Annotated in this window: 14 protein-coding genes; 6 read left to right on the top strand and 8 right to left on the bottom strand. The window is 40.1% G+C overall.

Annotated elements, in window-relative coordinates:
- Window positions 1–181: 181 nt before the first annotated feature.
- Window positions 182–706, bottom strand: coding sequence for a DUF3124 domain-containing protein (locus tag V6R21_RS07435; RefSeq protein ID WP_334242283.1), 525 nt, complete (start codon window positions 704–706; stop codon window positions 182–184).
- Between the two features lie 21 nt (window positions 707–727).
- Window positions 728–1,246 (bottom strand): GNAT family N-acetyltransferase, encoded by a 519-nt coding sequence (locus tag V6R21_RS07440; RefSeq protein WP_334242285.1) that lies wholly within the window; start codon window positions 1,244–1,246, stop codon window positions 728–730.
- Window positions 1,247–1,501: 255 nt separating this feature from the next.
- Here V6R21_RS07440 and V6R21_RS07445 point away from each other — a divergent pair, with 255 nt between their 5' ends.
- Complete coding sequence (locus tag V6R21_RS07445; protein WP_334242287.1) at window positions 1,502–1,876, top strand: VOC family protein; 375 nt, start codon at window positions 1,502–1,504, stop codon at window positions 1,874–1,876.
- A 163-nt stretch (window positions 1,877–2,039) separates the two neighbouring features.
- Here V6R21_RS07445 and V6R21_RS07450 read toward each other — a convergent pair whose 3' ends face one another.
- From V6R21_RS07450 to V6R21_RS07460, 3 genes are all read right to left on the bottom strand, one after another.
- A complete protein-coding gene (locus V6R21_RS07450) occupies window positions 2,040–2,735 on the bottom strand; it encodes an HAD family hydrolase (protein ID WP_334242289.1) in 696 nt (231 codons plus the stop codon).
- 24 nt (window positions 2,736–2,759) lie between these two features.
- On the bottom strand, window positions 2,760–3,383 hold the full coding sequence (locus V6R21_RS07455) for a chloramphenicol acetyltransferase (protein WP_334242291.1): 624 nt from the start codon (window positions 3,381–3,383) through the stop codon (window positions 2,760–2,762).
- A gap of 152 nt (window positions 3,384–3,535) precedes the next feature.
- Window positions 3,536–4,603 (bottom strand): type I restriction enzyme HsdR N-terminal domain-containing protein, encoded by a 1,068-nt coding sequence (locus V6R21_RS07460; protein WP_334242294.1) that lies wholly within the window; start codon window positions 4,601–4,603, stop codon window positions 3,536–3,538.
- A gap of 481 nt (window positions 4,604–5,084) precedes the next feature.
- Here V6R21_RS07460 and V6R21_RS07465 point away from each other — a divergent pair, with 481 nt between their 5' ends.
- Together V6R21_RS07465 and V6R21_RS07470 are read left to right on the top strand one after the other, a co-directional pair.
- Window positions 5,085–5,384, top strand: a complete 300-nt coding sequence (locus tag V6R21_RS07465) for a hypothetical protein (protein WP_334242296.1) — start codon at window positions 5,085–5,087, stop codon at window positions 5,382–5,384.
- 121 nt (window positions 5,385–5,505) lie between these two features.
- Complete coding sequence (locus V6R21_RS07470) at window positions 5,506–5,829, top strand: hypothetical protein (RefSeq protein WP_334242298.1); 324 nt, start codon at window positions 5,506–5,508, stop codon at window positions 5,827–5,829.
- A gap of 36 nt (window positions 5,830–5,865) precedes the next feature.
- Here V6R21_RS07470 and hemE read toward each other — a convergent pair whose 3' ends face one another.
- Together hemE and V6R21_RS07480 are read right to left on the bottom strand one after the other, a co-directional pair.
- Window positions 5,866–6,906 carry a uroporphyrinogen decarboxylase gene (hemE, locus tag V6R21_RS07475; protein ID WP_334242300.1) on the bottom strand — a complete coding sequence of 347 codons (1,041 nt, stop codon included), beginning with the start codon at window positions 6,904–6,906 and terminating at the stop codon, window positions 5,866–5,868.
- A gap of 78 nt (window positions 6,907–6,984) precedes the next feature.
- Window positions 6,985–8,400: a CCA tRNA nucleotidyltransferase gene (locus tag V6R21_RS07480; protein ID WP_334242302.1), complete on the bottom strand. Its 1,416-nt coding sequence runs from the start codon at window positions 8,398–8,400 to the stop codon at window positions 6,985–6,987.
- A gap of 212 nt (window positions 8,401–8,612) precedes the next feature.
- On the opposite strand from V6R21_RS07480, the gene gldG reads away from it, so the two are divergent.
- The 3 genes from gldG to murI all read left to right on the top strand — a co-directional run bounded on the left by gldG (window position 8,613) and on the right by murI (window position 12,138).
- On the top strand, window positions 8,613–10,295 hold the full coding sequence (gene gldG / locus V6R21_RS07485; protein ID WP_334242303.1) for a gliding motility-associated ABC transporter substrate-binding protein GldG: 1,683 nt from the start codon (window positions 8,613–8,615) through the stop codon (window positions 10,293–10,295).
- Between the two features lie 31 nt (window positions 10,296–10,326).
- Window positions 10,327–11,250 carry a DUF4340 domain-containing protein gene (locus tag V6R21_RS07490; protein ID WP_334242305.1) on the top strand — a complete coding sequence of 308 codons (924 nt, stop codon included), beginning with the start codon at window positions 10,327–10,329 and terminating at the stop codon, window positions 11,248–11,250.
- Between the two features lie 105 nt (window positions 11,251–11,355).
- Window positions 11,356–12,138 (top strand): glutamate racemase, encoded by a 783-nt coding sequence (murI, locus tag V6R21_RS07495; protein WP_334242307.1) that lies wholly within the window; start codon window positions 11,356–11,358, stop codon window positions 12,136–12,138.
- On the opposite strand, the gene V6R21_RS07500 is transcribed toward murI, so the two are convergent.
- Window positions 12,122–12,481: a YraN family protein gene (locus V6R21_RS07500; RefSeq protein WP_334242308.1), complete on the bottom strand. Its 360-nt coding sequence runs from the start codon at window positions 12,479–12,481 to the stop codon at window positions 12,122–12,124. The two genes, murI and V6R21_RS07500, sit on opposite strands and share 17 nt — an antisense overlap.

Below are 12,481 nucleotides of genomic sequence, written 5' to 3' on the forward strand. Positions count from 1 at the left end.
AGTGAGTACATTTTAGGTGCAAAAAGAGCAGAAATCTGAGAATAGGTTTCTGCTCTTTTTGTTTGGTCTTATGCGAAAGAATAAGTCAAAACGAAGTAAGGAATTAAAGCCCAAGGCTTATAAAGATGATGTGTTCTTATTTTCTTGAGTTGAATGATCTATGGAGCTAATGTTTAGGTTCTCAATCCTGCTTCAATACAATCGCTCTACTGGTAAAGGCAAAGCTTTTGTTACCTAGGTTATCGATCATAATAGCTTCAACAAGAGGTTCATGTACAGTTGTGTCAGCATGCCACTCCAACAGCATATTAGCCCCAATACCTCCTTCTGTATCGCTTTGCCTGATCACGATTGTTTGAGACCCCAAAGGGCCCAATTTCAAAGGTTCTTCTAAATAGTTACGTAGAAGCTTGCCGTCATTGTCATAATAGTCTGCAAAGGCAATTGAAATAGGGTGGTTCATATCCGTATTACGGATGCTGACTTGTACATTCAATAGCTTGGAAGACTGGTCTTCCATCGACCTTAACTCAGAGTATATAGGTACATACAGCAGTTGTCCTTTTGATTCGCGAAGACTGCGGGCAATCTTGGAAAATGACTTTTCGACAATGGTTCTGTTCTGCTCGGTTTTCTGGACAGGAGTTGTTTGCTCACAGCCTATCAAAAGGCTGGTAACTATGATAAAAAATGCACAGTATTTCATAATCAACTTGAAAGTGTATTGCTAAACTTGTGAAAATTCATTTGGATAGATAACAGTTCCTTGTACGTTTTGAAGTGCTTCAGGAACGAGTTCCATTGCCATAAAATACTTATTCTCTACAGGAAATGGAGCCTGAATATTCCACTTGCTGGCAGGCTCAAAGCCAAAACGTGGGTAATAGGTATCATGTCCTAATACAACAATAGAATCAAACCCTTCCAGTCTACTAGCTTCTATTCCTTTTTTGATAAGCTGACCTCCAATTCCTTTTCCCTGTAGTTCAGGCAGAACGGATACAGGGGCCAATGCCAGACTTTCATGGCAATCTCCCCGCTGGTTTTCAATATTTATTTTGGTGAAAAGGATGTGTCCTATAGCCTGTTTTTCTTCTTCGGCTACGAGTGATAGGGCAGGGACAAAAGCTGTACTCTGGTAGAGTGCTTCAACTAGTCTAGCTTCATTTGCTTGATTGAAAGCAGCAGTTACAACTTTGCTGATTTGTTGCAGGTCCTCTGTATTGGCAGTTCTGATAATAGCCATTCTTATGTGTTTTTGATTTTAATGCAATATGGTATTGAAGGATTGATAGTCCATTAAATAGGTCTATTATTTTGCTGTAGTATTCATAGTTTTAACATTGTTAATTAAATAAACTTTTATTGGTTAATAAAATTGACATTTATAAAAATAGGTTTAAATTTGTAGCATCATTAGAGTATAACAGATGAAATACAAGGGAATTTTAACGCAACAAGTATTTCAGTTATAATCATTCACCCAAAAACTACCTTAACAATGAAAACTAATGCGGTAAACTGGTTTGAAATCTCTGTGAATGACCTCGAAAGAGCTGTAACGTTTTATAGCAAGCTCTTTCCTCAGAACAGCTTTGAACGCTATGAAATGGAGGAAACCCAAATGGCGATGTTTGATGGAAACCCAGACATTCATGGGGCAGCTGGAGTCTTGATTAAGCATGAACACCTCAAACCCTCAATGGAGGGAACTACAGTGTATTTTCACTGCGACGATGTAAACAATCAATTGGCTATTTTGGAGGAGTTAAAGGCAGAGATTTTGATGCCGAAGACTTCTATCGGCGAACATGGGTTTATTGCTCAGTTTGTAGACTGTGAGGGTAACAGAATATCCTTACATTCTATGAAGTAACACAGCCGAATACTATTGTAACAGTAATAGTGGTTCTACCAAATCTGAAAAATACAACTTCTTAAATGAGTTGGCTAAGGTGACTTAAGGGGCAAGCGATATTCGCATGTCCCTTTTTTATGCAATAAAAAAGAGGTACATATTATTGTACCCCTTTAATGCCTTACTGATTAATTAGGCTGATGATATTTCTAATATTTTCTACTGTGTGGTATTCTTTTCCTTCCAAGGTTTTTTCATCTACCAACTCATGTACCCATGTAGTATGGAATGGAATATGGATGGCTTTTGCTCCTAGTGCAACCATCGGCAGAATGTCTGACTTTAGTGAATTTCCTATCATTAAGACATCTTCTGCTTTGACCTTGTAACGGTTGAATATCTGTTGGTAAGTAGCTTCATCCTTTTCGCTGACAATCTCTACATGGTCAAAAAATGCAGCCAGTCCTGAGCGGGCAAGCTTGGCTTCCTGGTCAAACAGGTCACCTTTGGTCAGTACCATCAATTCATATTTTCCTTTCAGTGCAGCAAGTGTTTCCTCCACCCCTTCAAGCACTTCCAAGGGATGTTGGATCAGGTCTTTGCCGAAATCAATAATCTGTTGGATTTCCTTTCCAGTGATTTTCCCTTCAGAAAGCTCAATGGCAGTTTCAATCATCGACAGCGTAAAGCTCTTGGCTCCATACCCAAAGATGGACAGGTTTTTCTTTTCAGTAGCATAAAGGCGGTCATGCATGTTTTCTACTTCAATGTAGTTGGCAAGCAAGTTTGTAAACCTGTCTTGTGCATGGGTGAAAAACGGTTCGTTTTCCCACAGTGTATCGTCAGCATCAAATGCTATTAGTTTAATGTCAGTCATAATCATTGTGATGAGATAATTCGGTTAAACTCCTTCGTTCAGTAATTGTTGAAAACGCTCAAAGAACTTTCCTACGTGTAAGCCATCAGCCAGTGAGTGGTGTACTTCAACAGATAAAGGCATCTTGACTTTGCCATTTTCCTCAAAATATTTACCAAACACAATTTTAGGTACACAATCATCATTGTTGTACCTGCGGGCATGGTTAAAAGCCGTGAAAGATACCCAAGGAATAGAGGAGTAGTGTAGGGCAGAATCGTCCCGAAGTTCTAGACCTTCCGTTTGTTTGGTTTCTTCAATACTCATCTTACCTGCCTTATGAAACGCCTCAAAGCTTTCTGTCATTGGAAAATAGCAGAAGCGAAAAGTTTCATCATCAGCTAAAATGGTGGAACCGGCATGAACTTCATCCAATACGACTACTTGTTCTCCTCTGATACGGTAGCGAAATTCTTCAATTTCATTAGCCGCTTTCAAAGACAGGTATAGTACAGCAAGAAAATAGGAATAGCCTTTTTCTTTCGTCTGCTTGTGTAGTTGTGTTACATCCACATTCGCTGTAATGCCAAAAAATGGATTATCACAGTCTTTGAAAAAATCAAAATGCACTTTCCGCTTCCAAGTGTTAAGGTCAATTACCCGTGCCATCTGTATGTTTTGGTTATGAGATCAATATTGGAGGACAAAGAAAAATGATTGAACATAAAAAAAACAGGACATTTGTCCTGTTGTATTAGCAAGATCAAGAGGTTGATTATTTTATGCTCAAATCTTGATCTTTATATCTGAAATCAATCTCCTTATGCACTTTTTGCTTTTCTTTTTCGGCTACTTTTCTGTGGAAGTTGAGCAGTTTTGGTATGTCCGAAGCGTAATTGTGAGAGCCAAAGGATAACAGCTACCACGATCATTTGGAGAGGTAAACCAAAGAACATTGGTTCAAGATAAATCCATGCCTTGTGGTTCATATCGCTATAGTGTTGCCAGTTCCACCACACGGAACGGTACTCAGCCCCTACAAACCAGATTGGAATAAATAATAAAACGGTAAGCCAGAAAAGGGTTGAGCGTTTAGGTCTTACTGATTTGGGGAGCAATTGTAGCCTTGAAGAAACCACCATAGCTAGACCAGAAGAGACAAATGCCATTGTATTGTAAATCCATCCGAAATCTGCTCCGTGATTTTCCCAGAAGTATCGTAGTACCTTATATACTTCCGAAAAGTACATAACTGACAGCTTGCTGAAGAGAACCATAAAGGCGACAAACAGTACCGAGTAAGCCAATGTTTGCGTAAACAACGGTTTTTGAAATAAGTACTTTAGAAAAGGAGCCATCTTGAGTGGCGCATTGAACAATCTGTAAAATTGTTTTCTGAACTTATATCCTACTTTCTGCTCACTGTTGTGGGAAGGGATATCAGGCAGTATGTTTTCATCGCGCTCACCTATAGCGTGTGGAAACACCTCGTAATAAGCATTATTATCGCCGTCCGTTACCCAAATAAATTTAGCCATCGTTGCACTGGCATAAGAAAAGCCTTGGTCAACAGCCCCTTCAAACACATTACTTGAAACACCTTTCTTTTTACACTCCACAATTAGATAAGGGGCATTGCAAGCATCATCAGCATAAACGATGATGTCAGCTTCCTTAGTAGCAGACCCCATCTTGACAGGTTGGCAGACACTGATTCTTTCAGCAGGGTAATGATAATCATATACCAATGAAAGGTAAGTGTCCAATTGTACTTCTTCCTCCGGATTGTTTAGTGATCGGGTTTTTCCCGAAAGCAGGTAGGTTACACTGTTGTTTTTTTTGTTAAGGTAGATAATCCTGTCCTTGGTTGCTTTGGCTATTCTCTTCATGTCAAGGGTATTGCAGTGATTGGTAATGTTTCCAGCAAAAGGTATATAATGACAAATATATTAGATAATGAATCTAATTTTGCTCAAAAAATGCTCTTTAATCAATAAATGATTATATAATTCACAAATATGCGGAAAGAAAATGGGTTTTGCATAAGAGGTTAGCAAAATATGTGCAAGAGAAAACAATACTTTAACCTATTTATTAGTTTAGTATTATTGGAAAGTTTATTGACATAGGATGTTTTAATTTTCTAACTCAGAGAGAAAATTAAGACGTTAAAAAAAAACAATAAAAGTTTATAAAAGTTAATATTCTTTTTCCTATAATTGCGACTGCAACATGGTACACACATTTTGTAACATTGTTGTTTTATATTTTTTGTTGGGTATGAACAGGTGTCATTAATACACTGTTTGTATTCTATTTTATAGCATATTTATACCCATCAGGGTGTGAAATTTTTAACATTAATTTTTTATGAAAAAGCATTTTTTACTACTATTCGTTTTTGTTATTTCTCTATTGTCATCTTGTAGCAGTGATGATGAGTCAGTAGACTGTTCAGCTCATATTGCTAAGATTGAAGCATTTGCTGCTTTGGAAGAGGATGATATCACTTGTGAAGAACTGACAGAGATCTACAATGCTGTTGTAGCGGCTAAAGACTGTGAAGATCTGGCAGCTGCATTGGAAGAGGAAGACGTTACTTATGAGGAGTTTGTTGGACAAATCCAATTGGCTCAAGTTTTTGTTTGTGCATTAGAAGAGCAAGAGTAGTCTTAACAGACTCTTTAATATTGAAAGAAGCCATAGATGTATTTCTATGGCTTTTTTTGTTTATAAATTAAATAGAAAGAATAAGTACCTTAAATTTTATTTTGGAATAAAAGCATCAAGTATGGAGCCTGCAAATATACTGAAAATCAACACACTTGATCAGCAATGGTCTGATAAGGATAATGTGATGTTACATGCTTGTTTTCAGCTATTGGTAGATTGTGTTGAGAATGAACAGCTTTTAGATGGACATATTGATTGGTCAGTAGATCAGCTTCATATTCATGCGAGACAAGAACTTTTACAACTGTATAATTGGTGGAGAAAAAGGGTAGAGGGTGAGAAACAAGGGGAAATAGTTCAGACTATGGATGAAGTACAGTATCAGATAGATGATGAAATGCTGATTAGGTTGATCAAAGTAAGGAGATTTTTATGGACATGAAAAAGGAGATGCCGTTCAGCATCTCCTTTTTATGATTTATGCTTTAGAAGCCAACTCAGTGCTATATTCTTTTACCGTCTCGATAAAGACTTTCACCTTCTCAGGATCAATATCAGGATAAACACCGTGACCAAGGTTAGCAATATGCTTATGCGGGCCGAATTGGTCCAGCATCTCTTTGGTTGCTTGTTCCACATCCTTAGCAGAACCGTAAAGGGCACAAGGATCAAGGTTGCCTTGCAGTGTACGATCCCAACCAATGATTTCACGAGATTCCTTGGCGTCCATGTTCCAGTCTAGACCAATGGTATTACAGTTCAGTGCTGCCAGCTCTTTTCTTGCGAAGAAGGCACCTTTTGCAAATACTGTAACAGGTACTTCATTGATGGCATCACAAATCTGCTTGATATATGGAGTAGCAAATGCTGAATACTGAGCAGGAGAAAGAATACCTGCCCATGAGTCAAAAATTTGAATCATATCTGCACCTGCCTTGATCTGTTCTTTCAAGTAAAGGATGGTACTGTCTGTGATTTTTTGTAACAGCTTGTGTGCCAACTCAGGTGCCGTATACAGCATCTTTTTGGCTTTAGAGAAAGTTTTAGAACCACTGCCTTCTACCATATAACAGAAAATAGTGAAAGGCGCTCCAGCAAAACCAATCAGTGGAACGCTGCCGTCTAACTCTTTCTTGACTATTTTGATTGCATCTGTTACGTAAGCAAGGTCTTCAACTGGGTTAGCAACCCTTACCTTATCAATATCAGCAGCAGTTTTAATAGTCTCAGGGAATAGCGGTCCACGTTTCTCCACCATTTCGTATGGGAGTCCCATTGCTTCAGGGATCACCAAAATATCCGAGAAAATAATGGCTGCATCTACACCTAATAAATCCACTGGCTGAATAGTTACCTCAGCTGCCAGTTCCGGCGTAGTACATAGCTCGATAAAACCGCTTACGCTACTGCGTACAGCACGGTATTCGGGCAGGATTCTGCCTGCCTGACGCATCAGCCATACCGGCGTGCGTTCTGTCTTTTCGCCTCTAGCGGCGCGGAGTATAAGGTCGTTCTTCATATTGAAAGATATAAGACAAAAGACATTAGACGTGAGACTGTCCCAAGCCTCGAATCTAATATCTTATATCTAGAAAATTTATTTCACTGGCTGATAACCCAACCCTTCTGCTACATCCAACATATAGGCAAAAGCCTCTTTGTATTCGTTTCTAATTTTGCCATCCAAAATGGCATCACGGACTCTGATCTTGATGTCACCAACGGCTCGACAAGGCTTTAAACCAAAAGTTTCCATAATGACTTCACCTGTAATCACAGGCTGGAAGTTTCTGACTTGGTCCTTTTCCTCTACTTCAACCATGCGTTCTTCTACAAAATCAAAGTTGGAAAGGTAGCGTTGCACTCGCTTATGGTCCTTAGAAGTGATATCCGCACGGCAAAGTGCCATAAGGTCTTCAATGTCATCACCTGCTTCAAATAGAAGTCTTCTGATAGCGGCATCGGTGATTTCCTTTTTCACCAAGGCAATCGGACGAAGGTGTAATCTTACCAACTTCTGAACGAATTTCATTTTCTCGTTCATTGGAAGTTTCATGCGGCGGAAGATTTTAGGAACCATTCTAGCGCCCTTGTCTTCGTGTCCATGGAAAGTCCAACCGATTTTCTTGTGAAAACGTTTGGTCGCGGGTTTGGCAATATCGTGCAGAATCGCCGCCCATCTAAGCCACAGGTCATCAGACTTTTCAGCTACGTTGTCCAATACCTTCAAAGTATGGTAGAAGTTATCCTTGTGAGCCTTTCCATTGATGACTTCCACACCTTTCAGGTCCATCATTTCTGGGAAGATCAGTTCCAGCAACCCAGCATGCAACAGAAGGTTGAAGCCATAAGATGGCGTTGGCGAAAGGACAATCTTGTTCAGTTCATCAATGATACGCTCTTTTGAAATGATCTTAATACGCTCCTTGTTGCGGATAAGTGCATCAAATGTATCAGGTTCAATATCAAAACCAAGCTGTGAAGCAAACCTGATGGCACGCATCATGCGTAACGGGTCATCTGAGAAAGTGATGTCCGGGTCCAAAGGCGTACGGATAATCTTTCTTTCCAAGTCCTTGATGCCATCAAAAGGGTCCACTACTTCGCCAAAATTATCAATCAGGTCTATTGCTAAGGCATTGATGGTGAAATCACGGCGGTTCTGGTCGTCTTCCAATGAGCCGTCTTCCACAATTGGTTTGCGGGAGTCTCTTCTATAGGATTCCTTTCTCGCTCCTACAAATTCTACTTCGCAATCTTCAAGCTTAACCATAGCGGTACCGAAGTTCTTGAAAGTGCTGACAGTTGCATTGCCCTTGGCATTTTTGGCAACCTGTTCAGCCAGCTTAATACCGCTGCCCACACATACTACGTCTATGTCTTTGGATGGACGTTTGAGAATAAGGTCCCTGACATAGCCTCCAACGATGTAGGTAGGCACTTTTAGCTCTTCCCCGCTTTTAGCAATCAGCCCAAAAATTTCATTTTTCTTAAGTGTCTCCGAGAAATTCATCGTATTGAGTGTTCCGTCTTTTAGAATCCCGCAAAATTAGCAAAGCTTTTGCCTAATTAAAAATGATGGAAATATGTATGTTTGCGACATGTCTTTTGCATAGGTTTTGAACATCAGGCAAAAGACAGGACGATTTAGGAAAGAACAGATTATTGAATATAACCGGAATGACAGTGTTAGTCACCGGATGGAGATCAAACCCTTAGATTTTTATGAGACAAAGGAAGTGGGAAGATATCCTGACTTTTTCGGCTATTGTTTTGGCTGCTATCCTGCTCAATATTTATGCAGGTAAATTCTTTTTCCGATGGGACCTGACTGAGGAGAAACGCTATTCAATAGCCCCAGCAACAGAGCAAATGCTTAGTACATTACAAGATGTGGTGTATATAGAGGTGTATTTGGAGGGAGATTTAAATGCAGAGTTCAAAAGGCTTCAGGAGTCGGTAAGGGAAACTTTGGAGGAATTTCAGGTTCGCTCAGGCGGAATGGTGGAGTTCAAGTTTGTTGATCCTAATGAGGCCGTCAATCCACAAGGGCGGCAACGTTTTTATCAGCAGTTGGCGGCAAAAGGCATTCCTCAGACCAACCTTTTTGATGTAACACCTGAAGGTGAAAAAATTCAGAAAGTTATTTTTCCGGGTGCTTTGGTAACCTTTAGAGGCAAAGAAAAAGGCATTTTATTGTTAAAAGGCAATAAAGCAATGTCTCCGCAGGAACAAATCAATCAGTCATTGGAAGGGGTGGAGTATGAATTGGCTTCTGCGGTTCAACAACTGTCAGAAGATGAGAAAAAGCGAATTGCTTTTATCCAAGGGCATCAGGAGTTGACACCTCAAGAGACGATTGATCTAGGGACAACCTTGAATGAATCTTACCTGTTAGATTATACCACTTTGGATAATCCCCAATTGGATGCTTACGATGCCTTAATCTTGGCACAGCCGAAGACACGCTTTTCTGATACGGACAAGTTCTACCTTGACCAATATATCATGAAAGGTGGTAATGCCATGATGCTGATGGACCGTATCCAAATGAATACGGACAGTATTCCGATGGGAGGAACCTATGGTTTTGCATATGACCTAAACATTGAGGACCTGATATTCCGTTATGGCATTCGCTTGAATACAGACTTGTTACAGGATCAGCAAGTAGGGTTGCTGGAAGTTGTAACGGGGAATTTTGGAAACCAGCCAAATGTGCGTCCATTACCTTGGCCTTATTACATTTACCTGAATAATTTCAGTGAGCATCCAGTTGTCCGGAATATGGATGTGGTGTATGGTAAATTTATCAGTTCATTGGATACGGTAAAGGCGGATGGCGTGAAGAAAACACCGCTGATTTTTACCTCACAATATTCTCGTGTGAGAAATATGCCGGGCATGGTGACACTTGATGAGATGCAGGATGTCAAAAACCGTGAGCAGTTCAACCAGCCGAATATCCCTGTCGCATATTTGCTGGAGGGGCAGTTCAAGTCATTATATGCCAACCGTTATGTACCTAAAGGAGCAAGACCGCAAGAAGTTGTCAAGCAAAGTAAGCCTGCCAAACTGATTGTTGTGGGGGATGGAGACATCATTCGAAATGAGCTTGATCGCCAAACAGGCAGAGTGATTCCTATAGACTTTGATAAGTACAGACAGGAGACATTGTCTAATAAGGAGTTTATCTTGAATGCACTTTCATACCTGACAGATGAAGATGGGCTGATCAATGCGCGAAATAAACGAGTGACATTACGCCCGCTAGACCAATTTAAATTAAGAGAGGAAAAGCTTTTCTGGCAAGTGCTTAATATTGCAGGGCCTGTGGTACTGGTGTTGCTGTTTGGTGTATTGCGATATTATTGGAGAAAAAGAAAGTACGAAAATAAGGGACTGTAGTCGATTACTACTTGAGAAAAGAGAACTGACAATGATATCCAAACTGAAAATACTGATTGCCTTAAATTCAATACTGTTGCTGTTGATAGTAGGAACATTACTGTTTGAGGGGCAAAAGACAGAAATAAAGCATGAAGTAGCCAATGAGTTTGTATTGCCTGATACTGCATCTATCAATAAGATTGTATCTGGTAGAAATGTATTAGAAAGAAAGCCGGATGGCTCTTGGGTACTGAATGGGAAATACAAGGCTTCTCCTGCCAAGGTCAAGACTATGATGGCTGTATTGCAGCGGGTAGAGATCAAGCGACCATTGGAGGGAGCATACCGTAAGCAGGTGAAAGAAGTTGCCAAGCAGCAAGGGGTTCGCACACAGATTTACTCCAATGATATATTGGTGCGGGACTTCCTGATTCATGCCGATAATGAAACTGAAGCGATTATGATGCGTGAAGGAGGAGAACCATTTGCGGTTTATATTCCGGGTTATTTCATTAATGTGGATGAAATCTTCAAAGTAACAGAAAGTAGTTGGAGAGATCAGAGATTGTTGCCAACTTCATGGAGAACGCTTAAGAAGCTAAGTGTGAGATATGGAGGACCGATGAAGCAAAACAGCTTTGATATTCACTTTGATGAAGAAAACCAGTTTTATAAGGTGGCTGGTATCGCAGAGATGGATACAGCTGCTCTTTACCAATATGTCTCAAGTTTGGACCGACTTAGGTTCAATGATGTAGTAGAAAGAACCACGCTAAGAGATTCATTGGAAGCTTTCAGTCCATTCAGTAAGGTGACCTTGGAAGACCTTTCTGGGGAAAAATCATTTGATGTTTATCCAACGGACAAAAATGTATATGTCTGGTTGAAAAACACCGATGAGATAGTCACAGTAAGCAGGCAGCCTATGCAGGATGTCTTGGTGACTCCTCAGCTCTTCAGTGCAAAAAAATAGGATAGACATTTAGGTAGTAGGCATTAGATACGGAATAAAGGCAAACTTTATATTTTACTTATCTGATGCTTACTCTCTCAAAATCTTATATCTAAAACCTAAACCATGATTGGCGTATTTGATTCGGGTGTTGGTGGACTCTCTGTCTTGAAAGAGCTGGTGAATATGTTTCCGCAAGAGTCAATTGTCTATTATGCGGATAATGCCAACTGCCCTTATGGAGAAAAAAGTGCAGAGGAAGTGAGCCAACTTTGTGACGATGTTGTGAAAATTCTTTTGTCAGAAGGTTGTACACTTATAGTAGTAGCTTGTAATACAGCAACAGCTGCCGCAATTGATTACCTGAGAGAAAAATATCCAGATATACCTTTTGTCGGAATGGAGCCAGCAATCAAGCCTGCTGCAAAACTTACTAAAACAGGTGTGGTTGGGGTTTTGGCTACTGAAGGGACTTTTAAGGGAAGACTTTATCAGCAAACGAGTCAGAAGTATGCATCCCATGTAAAAGTGGTTGTGCAGCCAGGTTGGGGTTTAGTAGACTTGGTTGAGCATGATAAGATTGAAACAGCAGCTGCGGATGCTCTATTAAGGAAATACATAGAGCCTATGATGGCAGCCAAAGTGGATCAGCTGGTTTTAGGATGTACGCATTATCCTTTTCTTTCGTCTGCAATCAACCAAATAACAGGTGGGGTTATTAATTTGATTAACCCTGCTGAAGCCGTATCTAAGCAAGTGGATCGGCTATTGGCTAAGTTTAACCTGAGAGATTCAAAAGAAGTGCCTTCCTATAAGTTTATGGCTTCAGGTAATGAGGTAACCTTGCTGGAAATGGTAGAGCGAGTGCTACCTGAGTTTCAGAAGCAACATCTCAAAAGGCATCCTTGAAGTGTGTGATTTCATGCTTCCCGTTACGAAGCATAACCGAGACAATGTCAAACCTTAAAAACAATTGGGTGGGGCTTTTTGAAAGATAGGCTTCGGCAGCTTGCCTGATGTGCTGCTTTTTTGATTCCTTGACACTAGCCTCTGGGAATCCGAATTTTGAACTACTTCTTGTTTTGACTTCTACAAAAACTAGAAACTGCTTATCACAGGCAATAATATCAACTTCCATTCTACCTGTTCTGTAGTTTTGCTCAAGAATCTCATATCCTTTAGCTGCTAGGTACGCCGTTGCCAATTGTTCTCCATGTATACCTGTTTTAATGTTATGTGCCGTTTCTTTCAT

The sequence above is a fragment of the Limibacter armeniacum genome (assembly GCF_036880985.1).
GTDB classification, from domain to species: Bacteria; Bacteroidota; Bacteroidia; order Cytophagales; family Flammeovirgaceae; genus Limibacter; species Limibacter armeniacum.